25 protein-coding genes are annotated in these 22,707 nt (G+C 63.3%); 16 read left to right on the top strand and 9 right to left on the bottom strand.

What is annotated here, in order from left to right; translation table 11 throughout:
- The first annotated feature begins 52 nt into the window (after positions 1-52).
- The 3 genes from LDN85_RS20070 to LDN85_RS20060 all read left to right on the top strand — a co-directional run bounded on the left by LDN85_RS20070 (position 53) and on the right by LDN85_RS20060 (position 3,076).
- The gene (locus LDN85_RS20070; protein WP_223943962.1) at positions 53-874 is read left to right on the top strand and encodes an IclR family transcriptional regulator; all 822 of its coding nucleotides are present in this window, start codon (positions 53-55) and stop codon (positions 872-874) included.
- Between the two features lie 203 nt (positions 875-1,077).
- On the top strand, positions 1,078-2,403 hold the full coding sequence (locus tag LDN85_RS20065; RefSeq protein ID WP_223943961.1) for a histidine kinase: 1,326 nt from the start codon (positions 1,078-1,080) through the stop codon (positions 2,401-2,403).
- Positions 2,396-3,076 (top strand): response regulator transcription factor, encoded by a 681-nt coding sequence (locus LDN85_RS20060; RefSeq protein WP_223943960.1) that lies wholly within the window; start codon positions 2,396-2,398, stop codon positions 3,074-3,076. The genes LDN85_RS20065 and LDN85_RS20060 overlap by 8 nt, the downstream gene beginning before the upstream one ends.
- Before the next feature lie 177 nt (positions 3,077-3,253).
- Here the strand turns inward: LDN85_RS20060 and LDN85_RS20055 are convergent, their stop codons facing one another.
- Positions 3,254-3,733 (bottom strand): DUF4383 domain-containing protein, encoded by a 480-nt coding sequence (locus LDN85_RS20055; RefSeq protein ID WP_026542658.1) that lies wholly within the window; start codon positions 3,731-3,733, stop codon positions 3,254-3,256.
- A gap of 156 nt (positions 3,734-3,889) precedes the next feature.
- On the opposite strand from LDN85_RS20055, the gene LDN85_RS20050 reads away from it, so the two are divergent.
- From LDN85_RS20050 to LDN85_RS20040, 3 genes are all read left to right on the top strand, one after another.
- Positions 3,890-4,861 carry a hypothetical protein gene (locus LDN85_RS20050; protein WP_026548450.1) on the top strand — a complete coding sequence of 324 codons (972 nt, stop codon included), beginning with the start codon at positions 3,890-3,892 and terminating at the stop codon, positions 4,859-4,861.
- A 93-nt stretch (positions 4,862-4,954) separates the two neighbouring features.
- Positions 4,955-5,314, top strand: coding sequence for a metalloregulator ArsR/SmtB family transcription factor (locus LDN85_RS20045; protein WP_026542660.1), 360 nt, complete (start codon positions 4,955-4,957; stop codon positions 5,312-5,314).
- A gap of 27 nt (positions 5,315-5,341) precedes the next feature.
- The gene (locus LDN85_RS20040) at positions 5,342-5,809 is read left to right on the top strand and encodes an SRPBCC family protein (protein ID WP_223943959.1); all 468 of its coding nucleotides are present in this window, start codon (positions 5,342-5,344) and stop codon (positions 5,807-5,809) included.
- Here the strand turns inward: LDN85_RS20040 and LDN85_RS20035 are convergent.
- Positions 5,806-6,462: a LysE family translocator gene (locus LDN85_RS20035; protein ID WP_223943958.1), complete on the bottom strand. Its 657-nt coding sequence runs from the start codon at positions 6,460-6,462 to the stop codon at positions 5,806-5,808. The genes LDN85_RS20040 and LDN85_RS20035 overlap by 4 nt on opposite strands.
- 103 nt (positions 6,463-6,565) lie before the next feature.
- Between LDN85_RS20035 and LDN85_RS20030 the strand changes: the two genes are divergently transcribed.
- Positions 6,566-7,021, top strand: a complete 456-nt coding sequence (locus LDN85_RS20030; protein WP_223943956.1) for an Lrp/AsnC family transcriptional regulator — start codon at positions 6,566-6,568, stop codon at positions 7,019-7,021.
- 18 nt (positions 7,022-7,039) lie between these two features.
- On the opposite strand, the gene LDN85_RS20025 is transcribed toward LDN85_RS20030, so the two are convergent.
- Positions 7,040-7,558: an Lrp/AsnC family transcriptional regulator gene (locus LDN85_RS20025; RefSeq protein WP_175493477.1), complete on the bottom strand. Its 519-nt coding sequence runs from the start codon at positions 7,556-7,558 to the stop codon at positions 7,040-7,042.
- A 359-nt stretch (positions 7,559-7,917) separates the two neighbouring features.
- On the opposite strand from LDN85_RS20025, the gene gluQRS reads away from it, so the two are divergent.
- Positions 7,918-8,805 (top strand): tRNA glutamyl-Q(34) synthetase GluQRS, encoded by an 888-nt coding sequence (gene gluQRS / locus LDN85_RS20020; protein ID WP_223943955.1) that lies wholly within the window; start codon positions 7,918-7,920, stop codon positions 8,803-8,805.
- A gap of 25 nt (positions 8,806-8,830) precedes the next feature.
- Entirely contained in the window at positions 8,831-9,949 is a 1,119-nt protein-coding gene (locus LDN85_RS20015) for a serine hydrolase domain-containing protein (protein ID WP_223943949.1), read from the top strand.
- A 35-nt stretch (positions 9,950-9,984) separates the two neighbouring features.
- Here the strand turns inward: LDN85_RS20015 and LDN85_RS20010 are convergent, their stop codons facing one another.
- The gene (locus LDN85_RS20010) at positions 9,985-10,596 is read right to left on the bottom strand and encodes a TetR-like C-terminal domain-containing protein (RefSeq protein WP_223943948.1); all 612 of its coding nucleotides are present in this window, start codon (positions 10,594-10,596) and stop codon (positions 9,985-9,987) included.
- Between the two features lie 105 nt (positions 10,597-10,701).
- Between LDN85_RS20010 and LDN85_RS20005 the strand changes: the two genes are divergently transcribed.
- Both LDN85_RS20005 and LDN85_RS20000 read left to right on the top strand, forming a co-directional pair.
- Positions 10,702-11,493 carry an SDR family oxidoreductase gene (locus tag LDN85_RS20005; RefSeq protein ID WP_223943946.1) on the top strand — a complete coding sequence of 264 codons (792 nt, stop codon included), beginning with the start codon at positions 10,702-10,704 and terminating at the stop codon, positions 11,491-11,493.
- A gap of 92 nt (positions 11,494-11,585) precedes the next feature.
- A complete protein-coding gene (locus LDN85_RS20000; protein ID WP_091553143.1) occupies positions 11,586-12,122 on the top strand; it encodes an HD domain-containing protein in 537 nt (178 codons plus the stop codon).
- Between the two features lie 233 nt (positions 12,123-12,355).
- Here LDN85_RS20000 and LDN85_RS19995 read toward each other — a convergent pair whose 3' ends face one another.
- The 4 genes from LDN85_RS19995 to LDN85_RS19980 form a co-directional block, all read right to left on the bottom strand.
- A complete protein-coding gene (locus LDN85_RS19995) occupies positions 12,356-13,600 on the bottom strand; it encodes a low temperature requirement protein A (protein ID WP_026548441.1) in 1,245 nt (414 codons plus the stop codon).
- A gap of 198 nt (positions 13,601-13,798) precedes the next feature.
- The gene (locus LDN85_RS19990; protein ID WP_223943945.1) at positions 13,799-15,166 is read right to left on the bottom strand and encodes a GNAT family N-acetyltransferase; all 1,368 of its coding nucleotides are present in this window, start codon (positions 15,164-15,166) and stop codon (positions 13,799-13,801) included.
- A 122-nt stretch (positions 15,167-15,288) separates the two neighbouring features.
- Complete coding sequence (locus LDN85_RS19985; protein ID WP_223943944.1) at positions 15,289-16,044, bottom strand: SDR family oxidoreductase; 756 nt, start codon at positions 16,042-16,044, stop codon at positions 15,289-15,291.
- Positions 16,045-16,048: 4 nt separating this feature from the next.
- On the bottom strand, positions 16,049-16,969 hold the full coding sequence (locus LDN85_RS19980) for a fumarylacetoacetate hydrolase family protein (RefSeq protein WP_223943943.1): 921 nt from the start codon (positions 16,967-16,969) through the stop codon (positions 16,049-16,051).
- A 139-nt stretch (positions 16,970-17,108) separates the two neighbouring features.
- Here LDN85_RS19980 and LDN85_RS19975 point away from each other — a divergent pair, with 139 nt between their 5' ends.
- From LDN85_RS19975 to LDN85_RS19955, 5 genes are read left to right on the top strand one after another with little or no spacing between them, the layout of a single operon-like run.
- Positions 17,109-18,413, top strand: coding sequence for an L-fuconate dehydratase (locus LDN85_RS19975; RefSeq protein ID WP_223943942.1), 1,305 nt, complete (start codon positions 17,109-17,111; stop codon positions 18,411-18,413).
- Positions 18,410-19,717, top strand: coding sequence for an alpha-L-fucosidase (locus LDN85_RS19970; RefSeq protein ID WP_223943941.1), 1,308 nt, complete (start codon positions 18,410-18,412; stop codon positions 19,715-19,717). Before LDN85_RS19975 ends, LDN85_RS19970 begins: the two co-directional genes overlap by 4 nt.
- Complete coding sequence (locus LDN85_RS19965; RefSeq protein WP_223943939.1) at positions 19,710-20,024, top strand: L-rhamnose mutarotase; 315 nt, start codon at positions 19,710-19,712, stop codon at positions 20,022-20,024. The genes LDN85_RS19970 and LDN85_RS19965 overlap by 8 nt, the downstream gene beginning before the upstream one ends.
- On the top strand, positions 20,009-20,977 hold the full coding sequence (locus LDN85_RS19960) for an aldo/keto reductase (RefSeq protein WP_223943937.1): 969 nt from the start codon (positions 20,009-20,011) through the stop codon (positions 20,975-20,977). Before LDN85_RS19965 ends, LDN85_RS19960 begins: the two co-directional genes overlap by 16 nt.
- The gene (locus LDN85_RS19955) at positions 20,974-21,843 is read left to right on the top strand and encodes an amidohydrolase family protein (protein ID WP_223943936.1); all 870 of its coding nucleotides are present in this window, start codon (positions 20,974-20,976) and stop codon (positions 21,841-21,843) included. Before LDN85_RS19960 ends, LDN85_RS19955 begins: the two co-directional genes overlap by 4 nt.
- On the opposite strand, the gene LDN85_RS19950 is transcribed toward LDN85_RS19955, so the two are convergent.
- On the bottom strand, positions 21,840-22,511 hold the full coding sequence (locus LDN85_RS19950; RefSeq protein ID WP_223943935.1) for a FadR/GntR family transcriptional regulator: 672 nt from the start codon (positions 22,509-22,511) through the stop codon (positions 21,840-21,842). The two genes, LDN85_RS19955 and LDN85_RS19950, sit on opposite strands and share 4 nt — an antisense overlap.
- Positions 22,512-22,707: the final 196 nt, after the last annotated feature.

Genomic DNA, 22,707 nt, shown 5'->3' with positions numbered 1-22,707 from the left:
CCGGCCTTGGCCCTGTCCGAGGGATTGTCTCCAATCGAAATATAGTGAACCCATGACCCCCACTGAATCCGGCGAAACTCCTGAGAGCAGCAACAGCAACGGCAATGGTGACAGCAAAAGCACGTCGGTGATCGTCAATGCCATTGCAGTGCTGAGGAGTTTCACTGCTGAGGAGCCTCTCCTTGGAGTCACCGAAATCGCGGGGCGCATTGGTCTTCACAAGAGCACTGTCTCCCGCATGCTGGCGACGCTGGAACAGGAAAACCTGGTAGAGCGCGACGTCGATTCGCGCAGGTTCCGCTTGGGGCTGGGGATGATCGCCATGGCGGGCCCCCTCCTGGCGGAACTCGAAGAGCGCCGCGTGGCCTACCCCGTGCTGCGCGAACTTACAGAACGCACGGGGGAGACGAGCGCGCTCATGGTGTGGAACGGCAACGAGTCCATGTGCGTTGAGCAGATCCCCAGCCGGCACCAGGTCAAGCACTTGGCTCCGTTGGGTGCCCGCTACAACGAGGCCCTGAGTTCATCGGTGCAGGTGTTCCTCGGCGCGGAGGACAAAGATCGTGTGCGGCAGCTCCTGCGCAGCGGGTCGATCACCCTTCCAGGCCTGGACGGGGATGCCATTGAGGCGTACCTGGCCAGGGTTGAGGAATCCGTGGAGCGCGGCTGGGCAGTGAACTTTGGGGAGACGTCCATTGAAGAAGTCGGAGTGGCATCGCCCGTTTATGACCATCGTGGAGACATTGTGGCCTCGGTCCTGATTCCGGCTCCCAAGTTCCGGGTTTCCCAGGACACCTTGGACAGCCTTGGTGAAGCCTGTTCCGCAGCAGCAGCAAAGGTCACAACGCGGCTGGGTGGGCGCGCCCCGCGCTAAGGCGGGTACCCGCCGTCGAGCGCTTAAAACGCGCGCCGACATGGCAGCTGGTGACAATCCGGAGCGCAAACAATGCCCTTAATTGGCACCTAGGCGAGGCGCGGAATTCCTGGAGGATGATTGTGCTGGCTTTAAGGTGGAGATCGCCGGCGGAATCGGGTTTTGGTCCGATTCGCATCTAAGCCGTGGATACCCTGACTGGCATGGAACGAACACTGAGAGTTGTCCGGCATTGGGGCGCCCCCGCGGCGGCTGCCATCTTCTTTGTGCTGTGGTGTGTGGGGGAAGCTGGCCGGATGGGGCCGTGGCCGGGCTTCTATTGGCCAGGCGCCATACCGCTGCTTGTAATGACGGCAGCGATAGGAACTGCGACGTGGAAGCCCTACCTTTCTCTTGGATTGACGGCTGTCCTGCTGGTGGGACAACTCGTGCACATCGTCCCGGCCATGTTGTCAAACCATTGGGCGATCTACCTGGGGTCCTTTGTATCACTTGGGTTCATCATGTGGACGGGCAATAAGAGGCAGAGAATCCTGGCCGTCTCCGCTAATGTCCTCTTCGTTTTGGTCATGACCTACATGATGATCTCCGCCCGCTACGGCGACGGAGTTGGTTGGTTCAGGCCGATGTATTTGGGAGATGGTTTCGCTCTGCGGAACTACGGCGGGCAATTGTCGAGCGTTTTGTTGCTCGTTGCCGCCGCTTGCGGCACGCTCGGCATCCTTGCAGCCCTGTATGAAGACCGCCGGGCATTGTCCAAGGCGCAGGTGCTCACCCAGGCCAGCCTTAAGGAAACAGAAATCGAACTGGTCATTGAGCAGGAACGCACTCGGATCGCCCGCGATCTGCATGATGTCCTGGCTCATTCATTGGCAGTCATTACGGCCCAGGCTGATGGCACGCGGTATCTGAGCAAAGGTCAGCCGAAGCCTGTCCTGGACGCGTTGGAGAACATCGCCGTATCAGCCAGGCACGCATTGGTTGATGCCCAACGCGTCATCGAAGGCGTTAGGGACGATGGCATGGTTGCCCCACAACCCTTGATCAGCGACGTCGGACCGCTGATGGAACGCATGCGTCAGGGCAGCCTTGAGATTGAGCACAGTGAGAGCGGTGTACCCGTTGAACTGGGAGCAGGTCAGCAGCTGGCAGTGTTCAGAATCGTCCAGGAATGTCTCACCAACGCACTGAAGCATGGCGGCCGGGGAACCGCCGTGCGGGTGCATTTCGATTGGAGCGGCCCAGGGCTGACACTTCATGCTTCCTCCACGCTGCCGGCGTCCGTTCCGTTGGGGGAAACGGACGCCGGGCAGGCCAAGGAACGGTATGGACGAGGCGTTCCCGGTATGCGGGAGCGCGCGCATCTCGCCGGTGGTTGGCTGACTGTGGGCCCGGATGGCGAGCAGTTTCGGGTAACTGCCTTTCTTCCCTATGGAACCGCGAGTCTGCAGCCTACCTCCCATCCATCCGAGGCATTGACGGATCTGGGAGCACGGACCCCGGCGGGAGGAGCTGGTGGCCTTGGCTGAATCACCTACGCCGATCTCCGTGGCGCTGGTTGACGACCAGCCCTTGTTCCGGGCCGGTATCCGGATGTTGGTTCAAAGCCAGCCGGACATGCTGCTGGCGTGGGAGGCTGGCGACGGCAGCGAGGCGGTGGCGCGCGCCACAGAGCAGCCGCCTGACGTCTTGCTCATGGATCTCCGTATGCCGGTGATGGATGGGGTAACTGCCACCAAGCACCTCTGGGATGCTGCGTTGCGTGACGGGTTGGAGAAGCCGAAAATCATCGCCTTGACCACTTTCAACCGTGACCAGGCTGTGGTTGAGGCCGTCCAAGCGGGCGCAAGCGGGTATCTGCTAAAAAGCGCCGAACCGGAGTTTCTGTTGGCGGCTATCAGGACCGTTTATTCCGGGTACTCGGTCATCGCGCCAGGATCCGTGCATGACCTGTTTCAGCATGCTGCCCGGACAGTGCCGGTTGCGGGGCCGGATCTTTCCGTCCTGGCTCCTTTGTCTGTGCGCGAGCGGGAGGTCTTCCTCTTGGCAGCCAAGGGTTTGAGCAACGGTGCCATGGCAGAAAGCTTGTTCGTATCCGAGGCTACGGTCAAAACGCATCTGCGCAGTGTCCTCACAAAACTGGGCGTCGGGACGCGGCTTCAACTCGTGTCATTCGCTTACGAGCACCGGCTGCTCGGATAGCCGGGTACCCGCCGTCGAGCGCTTAAAACGCGCGCCGACATGGCAGTTGGTGACAATCCGGAGCGCAAACATTGCCATTAAGTGGCACCTGGGCGAGGCGGTGGCGAACAAAAAACGGCGGCCGTCCCCTCTGGGGAGGCGGTCGCCGTCGTTGATTCACCAAGGTGCGTGGAACCGTTACATCCTCCGTCGCGTCGTGGTTGTTTCGTCCATGGCATCCCTGCCCAGCCAAGCACCCAAGCCGATCATGGCAACACCGAGGATCAGGTGGAGCCAGTTGTCGGCGGTGTTGAACGGGACAAAGTTGGCGCCTGTTTCCTGGTTGATGACCAGGCCATAGATCCAAAGAACGATGTACACGGCGCCACCGCCCAACAGGAACAGGCGGGCCATGCGTGCGTTCCTTGCCATGGCCAAGCCGGCCACGCCAAACAGCAGGTGAACGATGTTGTGGAGTACGGACACTTGGAAGACTCCAAGCAGCATGGCGCCGGATTCATGTCCTGCAAAGGTCATGGCGCCGAAATTGGTGGTGATCCCCGGGATAAAGCCCAGGACGCCTACCAGCAGAAATACAATGCCAACGCCCATGGCGGTGTTGCGTAGCGTCAACCCCATCATGTGGTGGTGTTCGGCGGGGTGCGAAGCGGTGGTCATCAAGTCCTCCCTTTCACGCGGTTACCCGGCTCTTCTCATGGAGAGCCGACCTGCGGCAAGGGGTGTCGCAAAACCTTGCCGACGCCGCCATAATACTCCTGAAATGCCTCCGATAGCAGGGGATGTGCCCAGTTCAGCGGCGGTTAGCATGGGGTTATGAGCCAAGCTCCCAACGGCCGCGTGCACACGATTTTCCATGACACCCGGGACCTCACGCCTTTCCGCGAGGGTTACGTCCGTACCCCGGTTCGCGGGCTCACGGACGGCGTGAACGACGTACTTTCCGGGGTGCTGGGTGGGCGGGACCACGCGCGGTTGACTGTAACCGGCAATGTCCCGCGGTTGAGGATGCTCTCTTCCAAAACGGCCAAGGCGATGCACGACGCCGTGTTTACGTCCACGGAACCGGATCGCCTCCTGGCTTTCGGCCGCATGAACCCTGGATGGGCCGGCCTGTGCCACGTGATGGCGGGCTTGCTTGCTTACAAACACGGCGGGTTCCTGCGGGCTTCCGAGCTGCTGCAGCGCGGATTAACAACAAGGATCGACGACGACGCCAGCCAGTTCTCGGCTATCTACCTTGGGCAGGTGGTCACCAAGGTCGAGGTGGCTGAACGGATTGAGGTTCCGGTTTTGTTCAGCGAGGAATCGGTGTTCCTGGCGCTGGCCCATTGCTTGCGGGAGATGGGAATGACCGAGGCGGCGTTGGAAGCTGTGGTGACGTTGCCGCCGTCGTTGCCTTCTGCGTTGGCGCGCTGCACTGCGGCGTTTTCGTTGGAACGACACCGTGACGTGGTGCTGTGGACGGAAGGTTTGTTGAATACCGACGACCTCTCGGCGGCGCTCCTGTTGATCCGTGCCCGTTCGCAGCGCGCGAGGGGCGACTTCGAGGCCGCCCAAGCCGCGTTGAAGGAAGTCCTCCGGCGCCGAAAGACCAACTTGGCTTTGAAGAATGATGCTTTGACGGACCGCGCGCTCCTGGCGCTGGACCAAGGTCGCCGCACGTTGACTCCGCGGTCCAAGCGTCCGGCCCCGCCAGCGGAGCTGGAGACCTTGGAAGTTATCCGCAAGGACGCGGAGATGCGGCGTCTTTGGGAAAACGACTTCAGGCAACTGGGCGGCGAATAGAAAACCATTGTGCCTGCGGGGGTAGAAGCGTATTCTCTTAATCAACCAAGCAGTTGATCAATGTTTTGGTTGATTATGGAAGACGGTACGGCGATGGAACACGATGCTCAGGGGACAGAAACCCTGGACAAAGCCTTCATGGCGCTGGCAGATCCGGTGCGACGGGCCATTGTGGCCCGGCTGTCCCGGGGCGAGGCCACCGTCAATGAGCTTGCGGAACCTTTCGCCATCACCAAGCAGGCGGTTTCCAAGCACATTCAGGTCCTGGAAAACGCAGGACTGGTAACCCGCTCCCGCGATGCTCAACGGCGGCCCGTTCACCTGGACGCGGCAGCCTTGGAGCGCCTGACGGCATGGATCGACCAGTACCGACTGATTGCCGAGTCACGCTTCCGGCAGTTGGACGAGTTGCTGGGTACCTCCCCAAAGGCCGGCACCCACCCGGAAAAATGAACGAACAGCAATGAAGGAAGAACCCTCATGAGCAATCCAACAACGATCACTGCCAACGAAGGCGTCCCGTTCGTGGACACGGTCCGCGAATTCGATGCCCCGGTCAGCGCAGTTTTCAAAGCCCACGTAGACCCGGATCTCTTGGCCAAGTGGTTGGGCCCCCGCAGCACGCAGACGAAAATTACCGAGTACAACGCAACCACTGGCGGAAGCTGGCGCTACGAAAGCGGCGATGACAACGGCATGTACGGCTTCCGCGGTGTTTTCCACACCGTTGAATCCGATGCCCTGATCATCCAGACCGTCGAATTCGAGGGCGCACCCAACCAGGTGGTCATCAGCACCACCACGTTCGAGGAAATCGATGGCAGGACCCGGATGTCTGCCCACGAGGTCTACCCTTCGGTGGAAGCCCGCGACATGGCCGTGGCAACCGGGATGGACTACGGCGTGATCGAAGGATACGAGCGCCTGGACGAACTGCTCGCAGGTTAGCTGTTTGCCGCTTGTATCTGCAGCAGCAGTGGGAAGAGTTGCTCCGACAACAGCACTGTCCCGAGTCCGATCATGATGATCCCGCTGACCAGGGTTACAACCCGCGCGGCGCCGGGCCGGGAAGCCAGCAGCTTCCGGGACGTCAACGCCACAGCGGTGTACACCACCGCGGCCAGGATCACGAAGGTCAGGCCCAGCAAGCCTGACTGGACCGGAACGGGCAGTGCTGCCTCAGGGCTGACGAACTGCGGTACCAGCGCAACGAAGAACAGCAGGCCTTTGGGGTTAATGCCGCTGGTGCCCATGCCTTGGAAGAACGTGCGGAGCTGGTTTCCGGACTGTACGACGCCGGCTTCCGCACTGAAACTCGCGCCTCGCCATGAGCGCATGGTGGAGACGCCGAGATACAACAAGTAGCCCGCGCCGGCGATGGTCAGCCACCCCAGAAGGCCCGGAACTCCGGCCAGCAGGGCCGCCAGGCCTGCCACCATGAGCAAGGTGTGGATGACATATCCACTGCACAGGCCTGCGACGGCGGGGACGAAGCTGCGTTGCTTGAGTCCTGCCGAAATGGAATAGGCCCAGTCGACGCCTGGCGTGCAGGCCAGGCTGACGGCGACAACCATGAAGGCCAGGAACAGCTGCGGATTCACGTTTTCCCTCCAGGGCTAGATGCTGGGAAAACTCTAGGCAAAAACGGTCGATAAGTGCTCTTGTTTTTAGCTCGTCGTGCGCTGTTCTGAGTAAGATTATTGCGTGATTGATGGAATCGACAGAAGTATTTTGCGCCACCTCAAAGAGGATGGCCGAATGACGGCCACAGCCCTTGCCTCGCAGGTGGGTTTGACGGTTGCACCGTGCCATCGGAGGCTCCGGGACCTGGAGTCATCGGGCGTGATCCGGGGCTACCGTGCGGACATTGATCCGGCGGCGCTGGGGCTGGGATTCGAGGCCATCGTGTTTGTCACGCTCAAACAAGTGGAGCGCACCATCATGGCGGAGTTTGAGGATCGCGTTACGGCCAGCCCCAACATTGTGGAAGCCCAGCGGCTTTTCGGATCCCCTGACTATCTGCTCAAGGTCATCGCGGCCGACCTTCCGGCCTACCAGCATTTCTACGACGAGGAACTGGCGGCTCTCCCTGCCGTGGAGCGGCTGACGTCCACGTTGGTGATGAAGAACCTGAAAACCAACATCGGCCCACCCGTCTAGTCCCGGGCTGCCTGCCGGCTATTGAGCCAACAACCCGGTGGTCCGGTAAGGAATCACTTCGCGGAGGAACATGCTGGTGGACGTCCGGACAATTCCAGGGCACAGGCGAATTTCCTCGGAGACCCGGTATAGATCGTCCGGGCTCTTAGCCACCACCCTGATGATGAGGTCCGTATCCCCGGCCGGGGCATGGCATTCGAGGACTTCCGGGATCTCCCGGAGTGCGGCGATCGCTTCGTTCAAGTGGCTTTGGTCCAGCTCAGCGCTGACTGCCGCCGCTACGCCACGGCCCAGGGCCGAGGGCAGGACACGGCTGCTGTTGGGCCGCAGAGCTCCGGCCGCCGTCATCCGTTCCAAGCGGGATTGCACGGTACCGCGGGCGAGGTGGAGTTTCTGGGCCAACACCATGATGGGCACCCGGGGATCTTCATCGAGGGCAGCCAGGATTCGTCGGTCCGTTGCGTCGAGTTCCTGCAAAGTGACCACTTCCTGTCCAAGTATTCCGTGCTGACTGGTCAGATCGACCAATCTTTTCATTGTCCGTTGCACCAACTGTATGCGTTCTGCTCAAATGGTGACAACGAAGCAGGGCAAGGCTACCGCCGGACCCCGCAGGCACCAGGCATCCGGAACACCACCCGGTTCCCTGCATACGTTTCCCGCAAGGAAGCCGCCGCTGATTGACTCTTGTTCACAGCATTGTCATTCTGCACTCGCCCGTATCGTGCGGGCAGCACAGTAAGAGCCCCTGAGCCACCGGATCGTTGCGGTAGCTGAGGGGCTCTTGCGTTGCCGGGCGTCCGCCGCGTATAGCCGGGCGCCCGCCTTGCGTTGCCGGGCACCGGCCAGGCGTTAGCGGGCACCCGCCAGGATCGGCCGGCGCATAGGCTTGGACCATGACTTCAGCTGGCCGTTTCGCCCCGAGCCCTTCGGGCGAACTGCACGTCGGCAACCTCCGAACGGCCATTCTTGCCTGGCTGTTCGCGAAGTCCAGCGGCAGGGATTTCCTCTTGCGGGTGGAGGACCTTGACCGTGCCCGGTCCGGCGCGGAGGCGGAGCAGCTCCGCGATCTGGAGGCAATCGGCGTCAGTTGGGACGCCGCCGTCGTACGCCAGACTGAGCGCGCGGCGCTCTACGACGCAGCGATTGCGCGCCTTACCGCTGATGGCCGCACCTACGAATGCTTCTGTACCCGCCGGGAAATCCAGGAAGCGCCGTCCGCGCCCCATGCGCCGCAGGGCGCGTATCCGGGGACGTGCCGGCGGTTGTCGATTGCGGAACGGGAGATCCGGCGCGCGTCACGTCCGGCGTCGATCCGCTTGCGGGCGGACGTTTTGGAGTGGGCTGTTGAGGACCAGTTGCAGGGTAATTATGTGGGGGTCGTGGACGACTTTGTGCTGCGCCGGAATGACGGAGTGACCGCCTACAACCTGGCGGTGGTGGTGGATGATGCCGCCCAGGGGATCGACCAGGTGGTGCGCGGCGACGACCTCCTTCCGTCCACCCCTCGGCAGGCCTATTTGGCGACACTCTTGGGCGTGCAGATCCCCGAATACGCCCACGTTCCGCTGGTGGTGAACCACGACGGCGTGAGGCTGGCGAAGCGCGACGGCGCTGTCACGCTGGGTGACCTCGCCGCCGTCGGAATCCCTGCCGAACGGGTACGTCACCTGATCCTTGAATCACTGGGCCTGCCCGCGGGAACCCTTGCGCAGGTCCTGCCGCACTTCGATCCCCGGAAGCTGCCCAGGGACCCTTGGGTGTGGAAAACTCCCCGGCCCTGAGCTGCCCACCACGTAGGCTGTCTGGATGCATGCACAGGTGATCGCCCCAGGATTTGAACCCGTTGCCGAGCTCTTCGGCCGCTTCCTCGATCAGGACGCGGACTATTCTGCGCAGGTGGCGGCATACCACCGCGGGGTCAAAGTACTCGACCTCAGCGGCGGTCCCCACATCCGCCCCGACTCAGTCACGGGTGTTTTCTCCTGCTCCAAAGGCATGGCCGGGCTGGTGATGGCGTTGCTCGTCCAGGACGGCCAGCTGGATCTTGACGCTGAGGTGGTCAAGTATTGGCCGGAATTTGGAGTAGAGGGCAAGACGTCGATCACCGTGGCGCAGCTCCTCTCGCATCAGGCAGGGCTGCTGGGAGTCGAAGGGGGACTGACGCTGGACGAGGTCAATAACTCCGAGCTCGCAGCGGAAAAGCTCGCCGGACTGGCACCCTTGTGGAAACCTGGCGCAGCGTTCGGATACCACGCGCTGACCATCGGGATCTTCATGGAAGAGCTCTGCCGCCGCATCACCGGCTCAACCCTTCAGGATGTCTTTGAACAGCGGATCCGGGCTGTGACCGGGGCCCACTTTTTCCTGGGCCTGCCCGAGGCCGAAGAAGACCGCTTCGCACCCTTCCGTTGGGCGGCCGATCCTTCCTGGCCCTGGGTGGATCCAGCCAGCCATTTTGGGTTGGCGGCCAATTCTGCGGTGGGTGACATATTGGACCTGCCGAACATCCGGGAAGTGCGGGCTGCCGGGCTGAGTTCGGCCGCCGGCGTGGCCAGTGCCGAGGGCATGGCGAGGATTTACGCTGCTGCGCTGACGGGCTTGGCCGGCTCCGGGGATCCCGTGCCCCTCCTGACTGAAGAGACCATCCGGACTATGTCCGCCGAACAGGTCTTCGGGATCGACCGCGTCTTTGGTGAGGCAGGCTGCTTCGCAACGGTGTTCATGAAGTCCCACGCGCGGATGCCGTTCGGCAGCTACCGCGCGTTCGGGCACGACGGCGCCAGCGCATCTTTGGGGTTCGCGGACCCTGTCTATGAACTCGGCTTTGGGTACGTCCCGCAGCAGGCGGAGCCCGGGGGAGTGGGGTGCCGCAACTTCCAGCTCAGCTCCGCCGTACGGGAAGTCATCGCAGGGCTTCCGGCGTAGATGTGGATTAGCAGGGTTCGGGGGAGTTGGGCTGCCTAATCGAGCTGCGCCGCAGGGACGCCGGCGGCCATCCCTGCCCAGAGGGTGTCGGTGGCAGCCATGACCACGTCCTCCACGGAGTTGCCGTCCAGATGTCCGCCGGCCGCGAGGAGGGCTGTGCCGTGGAGGCTGACGAAGCACACCATGGCCAGCGTTTCCGTGTTGCCCGGAGCCAGGGCGCCGGCCTGCTGGGCCTCGGCGATCAGTGCCTGGGCAACCTGTATGCCTTGAGCGCCGGTGTTCCGCAGTTCCTCGCTGGAGTCCGGGTGGTGCTTGGTGGAGTACATGACCGTCAACAGGGCAGGGTGCTGAACGGCGAAGTCCACGTAGGACTTCCCAACACTGACGAAACGGCTGTGGAGGTCGTCGCCGGACCGGGCGGCGTCCTGAATGAGGCTGTTCATCGACTCGAAACCGGCCAGCGCCACGGCGTCGATGAGGGCTTGCTTATCGCGGAAGTGCTTGGCCGGGGCACCGTGGCTGACGTTGACGTCCCTGGCCAGCTGCCGCAGCGAGAGTCCCTCCACGCCGGCTTCTTCGATGGTGACCATGGCGCGTTCCAGGAGGGCTTCCCGGAGTTTTCCATGGTGGTAGGGCTGGTCAGTCATGCCACAAGTCTAAGCCAATGTAGTCATTGACAACAAAGTAGTCGCTGCCTACCATGTAGGCAGCGACTACATCAGTCTCCGACTCAACCGAAACGGGAATCCGCCATGACCATGACCTACGCAGGTACAACTGCCCTCATTACCGGCGCCAGCTCCGGACTGGGCGCTGAGTTCGCCGGACAATTCGCCGCACGGGGCTCCAACCTTGTCCTGGTAGCCAGGCGCGCATACCGTATGGAGGAGTTGGCTCAGGACCTGCGCTCGCGGCACGGCGTCACCGTGACAGTGCTCCCGTTGGACCTGGGCCGGGCAGGCGTGGGCCGGGAGCTTTTGAGCGAACTCTCCAGCCGCGGAATCACCGTGGACACTCTGATCAACAATGCCGGTTTCGCTACCCACGGCCCGCTGGCCGAGGAAGATCCGGACGTCATTGCGTCCGAGATTTCCCTGAACGTGGCGGCCCTCGTGGACATCACCCGGGCCTTCCTCCCAGGCCTGCTCGCCTCCGGGAAGGGTGCTCTGGTGAACATCGCCAGCACCGCAGCCTTCCAACCCATTCCAGGCATGGCCGTTTACGGCGCCACCAAGGCCTTCGTCCTGAGCTTCACTGAGGCCGTCGCCCACGAAACCAAGAACTCCGGACTCAGTGTCCTGGCCCTTTGCCCCGGTGCGACACGTACTGAGTTCTTCGAGGTCCTCGGTGGTGAATCCGCGGCAGTTGGCAAGATGCAGACCCCTGAGCAGGTGGTCGGCACTGCGCTCAAGGCACTCGATCGCAAGGACACGCCAGGCAGCGTGGTCTCGGGCTGGGTCAACAGGGTGACCGCCGGGTTCGCCCAGCGCATGCCGAGGGCTGTTACCGTCGCCATCGCCGCCCGCGCCGTACAGGACTGGTAGTCCGGGGCACTTGGCACGTACGTCTCCGTCACACCGGATAGCCTGAAGGGAGGACCGATCCCCGTCGGTCCCTCTTCAAGCCGGAGGCCAGCATGACCGAACCACGCTTCACCGTAGAAACAGCCCAGGTCCTGGCGGAGGTGGCCCACAACCGGCAAAAGGACAAGCTCAAGCGCCCGTACCGCGAGCATGTGCTGGCAGTGGGCGATGCCCTGGCCGACTTTGACGACGACATCCAGATCGCCGGCTACCTCCACGATATTGCCGAGGACACCCCCATCACCCGGCAGGCACTGCTGGACATGGGAGTGTCCCAGCGGGCTGTGGACATCATTGAACGCGTCACCCGGCGCTTCCATGACGACCCGGATGATTACGACGCCGGCATCCGTTACGTCGCGGAGGACCACGACGCCACGTTGGTGAAAATCGCGGACAACGCCCACAATTCCCTGCCGGAAAGGGTCAAGGCACTTGCGGAGAAGTGGCCGGACAAACCGCCGGTAACCCGCTACGCCGATGCCCGCCCTGTGTTGTACACGGCCGTTCCCCGCGAAGAAGTCCGGATGATCCTGGAGCGGATCAACCCTCACCTGCTCCGCGAATTGGATGAGATCGCTCCCGAGTAGCCCGCGCCCTCAGTTGTGGGGCCCGTTGTGCATGCTTTGTGCGGGGCTAAGGCTGCTAAGCGGGCCTCGCAACGCAGGGGTGGTGGGTTGTGGGGCCCGTTGTGCATGGTTTGCGCGGGGCTAAGGGTGGTTAGTGGGCCTCGCAACGCAGGGGTGGTGGGTTGTGGGGCCCGTTGTGCATGGTTTGCGCGGGGTTTTGGGTGGTTAGTGGGCCTCGCAACGCAGGGCAAACCTCACCCGGCAGCAGTTTCCAGCCGACGGAGAGCCGCTGCCCGGCCTTTGTGCCCGCGTCGTTCGTCGTACGCGATCGACAGGCCAAGGACCACCATCATCTCCAGCATGCAGATCGGCACGGAGGCTCCTGCTGCAGCCATGGCAACGCTTGCGGCCAAGCCCACGAGCACCAGGGCGGTGCCCCAAAGCTGTTCCCGGTCGCGGCCGAGCATGATGCTGTAAAGAGTGGTCAACGAGGCTTTAAAGAGAATGACCGGGATGGCAATGGACGCCACGGCAGCGGCCGCAGGAATGTGGGTTTCATGATCAATGAAGTACGCCGCAACATGCAGTCCTGCGCCGGTGGCGGCAATGGCAGCGAAGATCGGCATGTGCCCGTAGCCGAACACCCATGAGCGGTGCCGCTGGACGTGCAGGGCGGGACCAGCCGGCAGGATGAAATAGATCCACCACATGGCGAAGGCCAGTCCAGTGCCGCTGAGTCCAACCAAGGCCGCATCCATGGACCACTGATGCGTTGCCACAATCGCCCGCAGGGTTTCGATGGCGCCGATCAGGCATTCACCGAGGGCGATGATGGCCAGCAGGCCGTACCTTTCCGCGATGTGGTGTGCATGCCAAGGTGTCCGGATCTTCCGTTCTGCAAAGTAGGGGGCTGCCATTTCCAGGATGAACAGCGGAGCTGCCATCAGGAAGTTGGTCAGGACGTTCGCATCGACCACAAGAACAGCAACCCACCCGATTTGGACGATCGACACGTACTTCGCGTAGCGCAGGCAGGTTTCCCGGCGTTCGGGGTCCTGGCGCGCAGCCCGCAACCATTGGAAGATCAGTGCCACCCGCATGACGATGTAGCCGAGCACCATGGTGACGTTGTCCACGTGCTGGCCTTCGATAATGGAGTGGAACACCGGCTCGATGCCCATGGCCAGAATGAGGACGCCCACCATCTGCACCATAGTGACCACGCGGAACACCCAGTCATCGGTGTCGTAGGCGCTGGCAAACCAGGTGAAGTTGATCCACGCCCAGATCACCGCAAACATGGCGAAGGAGAAGGCCAAGAGCCCTGGCCAGAAGTGTGCCTCAGCCACGGCATGGGCGAACTGGTTTCCGGCAACACCGAAAGCGATGACGAAGGTCAGGTCGAAGAAAAGCTCCAGCGGGGTTGCCGTGCGGTGCTTTTCATGGGGATCACGGCCGCCCATGCGGGACAGGGCATGGCGAAGGGGATTCGAGGACATGGCTCAAAGATTACCGCTGCCCCTGCCTCTACGCCGAGATCGCTGAAATGCGTCGAGATCACCGGCAAGTTTCCAGCGGCCCCGCAGCGTTCCCGCGAACTCGGGCAAAAGGGAAACTAGACGCGCCCCAATGCGTCGAGATCACTGGGAAGTTTCCAGCGGCCCCGCAGCGTTCCCGCGAACTCGGGCAAAGGGAAACTAAACGCGGCCCAACACGTCGATGTCTTCGAGGAAGTCCTGGTGCACTTCGGCGCTGACAGTGGTCCGGGTATCGGCAATCGCGTCGAGATAGTCCTGGGTAACGGGCCCCTTACGTGTGTTGGCCCCGACCCCGGACCCAACCCCTGCCCCGGGCCCAACCTCTGCCCCGGACCCAGCCCCACCCCCGGCCGAACCGCTCGAAGCAGCACCGTCGTCGTATACGGCTTTTTCCAGTGCCCGCTGGGAGGCGCTGCGGGCCGCGAACTCGATGTCCGCGGGAGAGAAGCCCTCGGTCCGTTCCACCAACTGGGCGATATCCACCGAGTCCACCACCGTTGCGGGGATGAACCGTTGCCACATGGCTTCACGGGCGTGGACATCAGGAAGGCCGATGGGGATGACGTAGTCGAACCTGCCGTGGCGCAGGAACGCGGTGTCGAGGGCGCGGATGAAGTTGGTGGCACACACCAGCAAGCGGCCGGGCTGTTCACGGAAGGCCGGGATGATCTTGAGGAGCTCGTTGGTGACGCCCTGCAACGGCGACGGCGGATCACCGGCACGCTGGGACGCGATTTCTTCCACCTCGTCGATGAACACCACGGCGTGTTCCAGCTCGGCAATTTCCAGGAAGGTCTCCCGCAGTGCGCCCGCGAGTCCCTTGGGGTCGGCGGCCAGGCGCGACGGGAAGACTTCCACGAACGGCCACTCCAGCCGCGACGCGATGGCCTTGGCAAACGTGGTTTTTCCCGTACCCGGAGGCCCGAACAGCACCACGGCGCGCGGGGGCACCACGCCATATTCGTCGGCGAGGTCGGCCTCGGCCAAGGGCAGGACCAGCCGGCGTTCCAGCAGTTCCTTCTCGCGGCGCATGCCGGCCACGTTCTCCCAGAGATCGCGGGCAAGGATGCGCCCGCCCAAGAGCCCCAATGCTCCGAGTTCCTGCCGCTGCACGGGGATGGTCCGTTCGAAATATCGCAGGTTCTTCTTGACCACGAATCCCCGGCCCAGGAAAGCTTCCACGCGCGTTTCGGTCTCCGGCATGAGTGCCGAGAGTTTGTTGAGACCGTGCGGAGCCATGCGGTTCTCGACGGCGGACAGCAGCGAGGTGCCGATGCCGCGGCCCCGGAACTCGGTGAGCGTGGCCAGGAAGACGATCCAGCCTTGGTCGTGTGCGGCCCGTCCGACGGCGGCACCCACCACTTGCTCGCCCTGGACCGCAACCACCGCATGGTCCTTCTCGCAGGACGCCAGGACTTCGGACAACGCGTATACCGGTTCCACGCCGTCGGCCTTGAGGGACTCCCAGAGGTGCAGGATGCCGTCGAGGTCGGAGGAATGGAAGTCCCTGATGCGCCAGTTGCTCATGGGTGATGCTCCTGAGGTTGCTAAGTGAGTCGCCGTTGATCTCTAGGAGTGAGCATAGGCGAACCACCGCTGCAGGAGGTTGCGGGTCCGTTGCGTTACGAAACGTCCTACTGAACGCCGCCCTACTGAACGGGACGCAGCCGCAGGCCCTGCATGCCGCCGTCGACCGCCAGTGAGGTTCCCGAGGTCGAACCGGACAGAGGGCTGGCAAGGTACGCGACGGCGCCGGCCACCTCTGCGGCATCCACCAGCCTGCCGTGGGGCTGCCGGGCGGTGAGGGCGGCGCGCTCGGCGGCAGGGTCGGCAGCGGAGTCGAACAACCGTCCCACCCACGGGGTGTCCGCGGTGCCGGGGTTCACGCAGTTGACCCGGATGCCTTCACGGATGTGGTCGGCCGCCATCGCGAGCGTCAGGGACAGCACCGCACCCTTCGACGCCGAGTACAGCGCACGCTGCGGCAACCCCGCCGTTGCCGCGATGGAGCAGGTGTTCACGATCGCGGCTGCCGGCGACTCACGTAGATAGGGCAACGCGGCGCGGCTGACACGGGCGATTCCCACTACGTTGACGTTGAGGACACGCAGCCACTCGGCGTCGTCGTTCGCAGCGATGTCACCTTGGGCGCCGATGCCTGCGTTGTTGACCACGATGTCCAGACGGCCGAAATGCTTAAGGACAGTTTCGACGGCGGCGCGCACCGACGCGTCATCGGCCACGTCACACTGGACAGCCAAGTGGGGGCTGGTTTCCGGTGCGAGGTCCAGGACGGCCACCTTCGCACCGCCGGATGCGAGGCGGTCCGCGATGGCCGCCCCGATTCCGGAGGCACCGCCGGTTACCAAGGCTGCGAGACCCTCAAATTCGTTGCCCACGGCCATGTACCTAGGCGTTGGTTCCGGCGAAGGAAGCGGCGCCGCCCTGGACTGCCGTGCGCGTTGTGGCCCGGAAGTACTCCTGGCGCTGGCGTCCCAAGCCATCAATTTCCAGTTCCACCACGTCACCGGGCTGGATGAAGGGGAACCGCCCGGACATGGCCACTCCTTCGGGCGTGCCGGTGATGATGACGTCGCCGGGCTCCAGGACCATGTACTGGCTGAGGTGGTGGACGATCGTGGCGGGGTCGAAAATCATGTCCGAGGTACTGGAATCCTGGCGCGGCGCACCGTTGACCAAGGTCTGGAGGCGCAAATTGCCGGCATCGATGTCAGAGGCCGGAACCAGCCACGGGCCCAGGGGAGTGGAGCCGGGGAGGGATTTTCCCTTGGTCCACTGTCCCGCGGCCCCGGGGATTTGGTATTCGCGCTCGGAGAGGTCGTTGGCCACTGCGTAGCCGGCGATGCAGCCCCCGGCTTCTTCGGAGGAGGAAAGGTATGACGCTTCCTGGCCGATCACGATCGCCAATTCCACCTCCCAGTCGTACTTTTCCGACGACGGCGGGATGGGCGCGGCGTCGAATGGTCCGGCGATGGTGTTGGTGGGCTTGAGGAAGACCACGGGAACCTCGGGTGGCGTCGCCCCGGATTCGGCGGCGTGGGCGGTGTAGTTCAGGCCGACGGCCACCACTGCGCCCGGGCGGGCAACCGGGGCACCGATGCGCAGGCCCTCGGGGGAGATTTCGGGAAGTTCGCCGTTATCAAGGGCTTGGCGGGTGCGCTCGATACCGTCCGTGGCGAGGAAAGCGCCGTCGATGTCCTGCGTCAAGGGCGTGAGGCTGAAGTACTTTTCAGCACCCTGGGCGTCCTGGGCGATGACGGCCGGTTGTTCGTTTCCGGCCGTGCCCAGCCTGGCGAATTTCAAGGTCATGGCTTCCTCCGTGTTCGGGACTAACATCCGAGCTCTAGTGTGGTGTTTTCCCCCATAATACGGAAATGTGACCCATTGACAAGGGAGACATCGGATGTTTAGGCTCGGTGAAGAATCGTGACGCACTTTCAGGAGCCGCATGAGCACCATTACCGCCGTGGATACGTTCGATATCCGCTTCCCCACATCCCTTGAGCTGGACGGCTCTGACGCCATGAATCCGGACCCTGATTACTCCGCGGCCTATCTGATCATTGGCACGGACGCAGAGGACGGGCATGAGGGCCACGGCTTCGTGTTCACCATTGGACGCGGCAACGAGGTCGAAACGGCGGCAATCAACGCCCTTCGGGATCACCTCCTCGGCGCTGATGTTGAGGATCTGCTCGCTGACATGGGCGCCACGTGGAAGCTGCTGGCCCACGATTCGCAGCTGCGTTGGCTGGGGCCGGAGAAGGGTGTGATGCACATGGCGATCGGCGCCGTGGTCAATGCCCTCTGGGATCTGAAGGCCAAACGTGCCGGGCTGCCCCTCTGGGAGTTACTCGCAGGAATGAGCCCGGAAGAGCTCGTGGCACTGGTGGACTTCCGGTATCTCACCGACGCCCTCACTCCCGGGGAAGCGCTGGACATCCTGCGGACCGCCGAACCCGGCAGGGAAGCGCGGAAAGCGGCACTTCGGGCCGAAGGCTACCCCGCCTACACCACGACGCCGGGCTGGCTGGGATACAGCGACGCGAAACTGACGCGGCTGGCCAAGGAAGCTGTGGCCGACGGTTTCACCCAGATCAAGTTGAAGGTGGGTGCTTCCCTGGAGGACGACATACGCCGCGTCAAGGCTGCCCGCGCAGCCGTTGGCCCGGATATCAAGATCGCCGTGGACGCCAACCAGCGCTGGGACGTCCAGGAAGCCATCGAGTGGATGGCCCACCTGGCCCCCTATGACATTGCCTGGATCGAGGAGCCCACCAGCCCGGACGACATCCTGGGCCACGCCGCCATCGCCCGCGGTGTAGCCCCGATTCCCGTGGCCACCGGAGAGCACGTCCAGAACCGGGTGGTGTTCAAACAGATGTTGCAGGCAGGGTCCCTCCAGGTCCTGCAGATCGACGCCGCCCGCGTAGCAGGAGTCAACGAGAACATCGCCATCCTCCTGCTCGCCGCAAAATTCGGGGTCAGGGTGTGTCCGCACGCCGGGGGTGTTGGACTGTGCGAGGCGGTGCAGCACCTGTCGATGTTCGACTTCGTTGCCCTGTCCGGCAGCAAGGAAGGCCGGACCATCGAGTTCGTGGACCACCTCCATGAACACTTCCTCACACCTGTGGACGTCCACGACGGCGCTTACTGGCCGCCGTCGAACCCTGGCGCCGGAAACGAAATGCTCCGTGAAACACTGGCCGCGTACAGCTTTCCGAACGGCCCCGTATGGAAGGAATCCCGTTGATCCAGCACGCACCCTGGTTCGAGGAGGCACGCTTTGGCATGTTCGTGCATTGGGGCATCTATGCCCTGCCGGCACGCCACGAGTGGGTGATGAACAAGGAGGAAACAACGGTGGAGGAGTACGCCAAGTACTTCCGCCGTTTTGATCCGGACCTCTACGATCCCCGGGAATGGGCCCGGGCTGCACGTAACGCCGGAATGAAATACGTGGTCCTCACCACCAAGCACCACGACGGCTTCTGCTTGTGGGATTCCGCCCTGACGGACTACAAAGCCACCAATACTCCCGCGGGCCGGGATTTGATCGCCCCTTATGTGGAGGCACTCCGGGACGAAGGGCTGAAGGTCGGTTTCTACCACTCCCTCATCGACTGGCACCACCCCGACTTCACCGTGGACGGGGTACATCCCCAACGCAACGCGGCCGACGTCGAAAGCTTGAATGCAGGCCGGGATATGGACCGCTACCGCGAGTACCTGCATGGCCAGGTGCGCGAGCTCCTGAGTAACTACGGCACCATCGACTACCTGTTCTTCGACTTCTCCTACACAGGCGGACACCACGAAGAATATTGGGGAGGGAAAGGACGGAAAGACTGGGACTCCGAGGCCCTGCTTGCCATGGTGCGGGACCTCCAACCCACCATTGTGGTCAACGACCGGTTGGAAATCCCGGGAGACCTTGTCACGCCCGAGCAGTACCAGCCCGCCGGCCCCATGATGGTCGACGGCGAACCCGTCACCTGGGAGGCCTGCCAGACGTTGAACGGCAGCTGGGGTTATGACAGGGACAACCTGAACTACAAGCCCGTTGACCTGCTGATCCGCATGCTGGTGGATGGTGTCTCCAAGGGCGGCAACCTGTTGCTCAACGTAGGCCCCACTGGGAGGGGGAACCTGGACCCGAGGGCGCTGGATTCGCTGGAGGGCATCGGGGAATGGATGAAGCTGCACTCGCGTGCCATCTACGGTGCCGGCGCCTCGACCTTCACAGCGCCCACGGACACCCGCTACACGCAGCGCGGCGACAGGCTGTACGTCCACCTCTTTGCCTGGCCGTTCGAGTACGTCCACCTGCCCGGCCTCGCCGGCAAGGTGGAATATGCCCAGCTGCTCAATGACGCCTCTGAGGTGTTCCTGCGGGAACTGGACCCCGCGCAGCAGGCCATGAACATGACACCCGGCGGCCAGCCACCCGGGACGCTGACCATCAAGCTGCCCGTCCAAAAACCCGACGTCGCCGTGCCCGTGCTGGAACTGTTCCTCAAGCCATCTGCCAGCGGGGCGGAGGCCGTCCATGGCTGACAGCATCGCGCTTCACACCAAGCTCAAGCCAGGAACTGAAGCGGAGTATGCCGACGCACACGCGCACATCCCGTCCGAGCTGGTGGCGGCCCTCAAAGAAGCCGGTGTGACGAACTGGCGGATCTGGCGCAGCGGACTCGATCTCTTCCATGTGGTGGATGTCGAAAACTACCAGGCCATGCGGCATGCGCTCGCCGAGCACCCCGCCAATGTGCCGTGGCAGGCCCGGATGGCTGAACTTTTGGAGGTCCAGGACGATTACTCAGGGGAGGATGCGGGTATCCAGAAGGTATGGGAGCTGCCATGAACTCACTTGACCCCCGCACACCGCCGTTGAGCCTCGGCAGGCTTGGCTTCGGCGGTGCAGGCATAGGAAACCTGTACCGGGCCATCCCGGACGGGCAAGCGCTCGCCACGGTTCTCGCCGCGTGGGATGCCGGCATCCGCTACTTCGACACCGCGCCGCACTATGGGCTGGGACTCTCCGAACAAAGGCTTGGCGCGGTCCTCCGGGATAAGCCGCGGGATGAATTTGTCATCTCCACCAAAGTGGGCCGTGTGTTGGAACCGGATTCCGGCGGCGGCCAGGACCCCGAGGGCTTCGACGTTCCGGCTACCAGCCGACGCGTGTGGGACTTCTCCGAGGGCGGCATCCGGCGCAGCATCGAGGACTCCCTGGAACGGCTGGGCCTGGGCCACGTTGACATCGCCTACCTGCACGACCCCGATGTCCACGATCTCCAAGCCGGCATTTCCGAAGCCTTGCCTGTGCTCGAAAAGCTGCGGGCCGAAGGGCTGGTCAAGGCCATAGGTGTGGGCATCAACTCCGCAGAAGCGGCCCTGGAATGCGTCGAAGCTGCCGATCTGGACCTCGTGATGCTGGCAGGCCGCTACACCTTGCTTGAGCAGCCCGACGTTCCGCTGCTTGACCGCTGCCTGGAGCGAAGCACCGGCGTCGTCAGCGTTGGTGCCTACAACTCCGGCCTCCTGGCCCGGCCCGACGTCCCCGAAGACGCCCACTACAACTACGATCAGGCGCCGCCGGAGGTGCTGGAGCGGGCGCGGGCGCTCGCGGCCCTCTGCCGCGACTTCGGTGTGGAACTTCCGACGGCGGCACTCCAGTTCCCCCTGCGGCACCCCGCCGTGGTGAACGTGACAGCCGGTGCCACCTCCCCTGAACAGGTGGCCACCAACGCAGCACGCATGGAGGCGCCCGTGCCCGGGGAGCTCTGGGCAGCCTTGGAGGAACGCCGGGCGTGATTGACTCGCACCTGCACGTGTGGACCCTGGACACCTTTGTTACCGGGGGAGTGCGCCCCTATGGATGGCTGGGGCCGCAGCACGGTGCGCTCTTCCGGAGTTTCGGCGAGGACGAGGCGCGTGAGAGGTTGGAGGCAGCCGGGGTCCGGGGAGCGGTGCTGGTCCAGGCCGACGATACCGTTGCCGACACCGAGAGTATGTTGGCTGTGGCGTCGCGGAACCCCTGGGTTCTCGGCGTGGTGGGTTGGATCCGCCTGGACGCGCCATCCGAAGCCGCAGCGCAGTTGCACCGCTTCACGGCCCACCCGGTTTTCAAGGGAGTGCGGCACCTGATCCACGATGATCCCCGAAGCGACTTCCTGGATCTTCCGAATGTTCGGGAGTCCCTGGCATTGCTGGCCCGGCGGGGGCTTACCTTCGACATCCCCGATGCCTTCCCACGGCATCTGGGTTCCGCTGTTCGTCTGGCCCGTGAGATGCCGGAATTGACGGTCGTGCTGGATCACTTAGGGAAGCCGCCGCTGGCTGATCCTGGGCTTATGGAGTCCTGGAACGCCGACTTCCGGGCGCTGGGGCGGGAACCGAATTCGGTGGCCAAACTTTCCGGGCTGCATTTGCCGGGCGTTGAGTACACGGCGGATGCGTTGCGCCCACTCTTCGAATCAGCGTTGGAGGTTTTCGGGCCCCAGCGTTTGATGATCGGCTGCGACTGGCCAGTCAGCACCCTCGGGGCTCCTTATGGCAGGACGCTGGAGGTGCTGCTGGAGCTGGTGTCTTCACTGAGCCCGGCGGAGCAGGATGCCGTGCTGGAAGGGACTGCCATTCGAACTTACGGCTTGGCAGCAACGCCTTTGGCCGATGGTTAGAGGGCCTGCCGCAGCCAGTTCTCCACGCCGCTGATGTGTACCGTCACCAGTGCCCGGACCAGCTCAGCATCTCCCCGTTCCAAGGCGTCCGCAATCGCGTGATGCTCGGCCAAGGTATGCGCCACGGCCTTTTCCTGTGTCAGCCCGCGCCAGATCCGTGCCCGGACCGTGCTGCTGGAAAGGGCCTCCAGGAGGCTTCCGAGGTAGTCGTTTCCGGCGGCTTCGGTGATGATGCTGTGAAACTCCAGGTCATGGGCAACGAGTTCCTCGACTTCGGTGTTCTCGTCGATGCCGTCCATGGTGCTTCGCAGGGCCAGGAGCTCGCCGTGGGTGATTTTTCCCGCCGCCAAATGTGCCGTGGCCGGTTCCAGGATTCGTCGGACCTCAAAGAGTTCCAGGATGGACCGGTCTTGGTGCAGGTCCACCACGAATGCCACGGCCTCATTGAGCAGCTTCGCGTCGAGGCTGGTCACGTAGGTGCCGTCGCCGCGGCGCACGTCCAGCACGCGGATCAGTTCGAGCGCCTTCACCGCCTCGCGCAGGGAACTCCGCGACAGGCCGAGCCGCTCGCTCAGTTCCTTCTCCGGCGGAAGACGATCGCCGGCTTTGAGTTCTCCGCGGATCAGCATGTCTTTGATCTTGCTGATCGCCTCGTCTGTGACAGCCATGGACCAATAGTAGTCACGAATGATCCGATGTCTGCCTTCGCCGCGACCCCACCCACCTGAGTCGCAGTTGAGGCGGTTTTGAGCGCTGGGAACTACGTCATCTGCTAGTTGGTTGCGGACGTTAACGCCCGACGGCGGCACCTGGGTTCCGATTGCTACGGAACCGGCGGTGCCGCCGTCGTGCGCTGTTTGGTAC

The sequence above is a fragment of the Arthrobacter sp. StoSoilB20 genome (genome assembly GCF_019977295.1).
GTDB classification, from domain to species: domain Bacteria; phylum Actinomycetota; class Actinomycetes; order Actinomycetales; family Micrococcaceae; genus Arthrobacter; species Arthrobacter nicotinovorans_A.
The sequence above is the reverse complement of the archived record's forward strand: the minus strand, read 5'-3'. Positions and strand labels throughout refer to the sequence as shown.

Bases quoted from the DNA above. Each gene is read 5' to 3' on its own strand.
- LDN85_RS20070 (WP_223943962.1), top strand. From the start codon at position 53: ATGACCCCCACTGAATCCGGCGAAACTCCTGAGAGCAGCAACAGCAAC.
- LDN85_RS20065 (WP_223943961.1), top strand. From the start codon at position 1,078: ATGGAACGAACACTGAGAGTTGTCCGGCATTGGGGCGCCCCCGCGGCG.
- LDN85_RS20055 (WP_026542658.1), bottom strand. From the start codon at position 3,733: ATGACCACCGCTTCGCACCCCGCCGAACACCACCACATGATGGGGTTG.
- LDN85_RS20050 (WP_026548450.1), top strand. From the start codon at position 3,890: ATGAGCCAAGCTCCCAACGGCCGCGTGCACACGATTTTCCATGACACC.
- LDN85_RS20045 (WP_026542660.1), top strand. From the start codon at position 4,955: ATGGAACACGATGCTCAGGGGACAGAAACCCTGGACAAAGCCTTCATG.
- LDN85_RS20040 (WP_223943959.1), top strand. From the start codon at position 5,342: ATGAGCAATCCAACAACGATCACTGCCAACGAAGGCGTCCCGTTCGTG.
- LDN85_RS20025 (WP_175493477.1), bottom strand. From the start codon at position 7,558: ATGAAAAGATTGGTCGATCTGACCAGTCAGCACGGAATACTTGGACAG.
- gluQRS (WP_223943955.1), top strand. From the start codon at position 7,918: ATGACTTCAGCTGGCCGTTTCGCCCCGAGCCCTTCGGGCGAACTGCAC.
- LDN85_RS20015 (WP_223943949.1), top strand. From the start codon at position 8,831: ATGCATGCACAGGTGATCGCCCCAGGATTTGAACCCGTTGCCGAGCTC.
- LDN85_RS20010 (WP_223943948.1), bottom strand. From the start codon at position 10,596: ATGACTGACCAGCCCTACCACCATGGAAAACTCCGGGAAGCCCTCCTG.
- LDN85_RS20005 (WP_223943946.1), top strand. From the start codon at position 10,702: ATGACCATGACCTACGCAGGTACAACTGCCCTCATTACCGGCGCCAGC.
- LDN85_RS20000 (WP_091553143.1), top strand. From the start codon at position 11,586: ATGACCGAACCACGCTTCACCGTAGAAACAGCCCAGGTCCTGGCGGAG.
- LDN85_RS19995 (WP_026548441.1), bottom strand. From the start codon at position 13,600: ATGTCCTCGAATCCCCTTCGCCATGCCCTGTCCCGCATGGGCGGCCGT.
- LDN85_RS19990 (WP_223943945.1), bottom strand. From the start codon at position 15,166: ATGAGCAACTGGCGCATCAGGGACTTCCATTCCTCCGACCTCGACGGC.
- LDN85_RS19985 (WP_223943944.1), bottom strand. From the start codon at position 16,044: ATGGCCGTGGGCAACGAATTTGAGGGTCTCGCAGCCTTGGTAACCGGC.
- LDN85_RS19980 (WP_223943943.1), bottom strand. From the start codon at position 16,969: ATGACCTTGAAATTCGCCAGGCTGGGCACGGCCGGAAACGAACAACCG.
- LDN85_RS19975 (WP_223943942.1), top strand. From the start codon at position 17,109: ATGAGCACCATTACCGCCGTGGATACGTTCGATATCCGCTTCCCCACA.
- LDN85_RS19965 (WP_223943939.1), top strand. From the start codon at position 19,710: ATGGCTGACAGCATCGCGCTTCACACCAAGCTCAAGCCAGGAACTGAA.
- LDN85_RS19960 (WP_223943937.1), top strand. From the start codon at position 20,009: ATGGGAGCTGCCATGAACTCACTTGACCCCCGCACACCGCCGTTGAGC.
- LDN85_RS19950 (WP_223943935.1), bottom strand. From the start codon at position 22,511: ATGGCTGTCACAGACGAGGCGATCAGCAAGATCAAAGACATGCTGATC.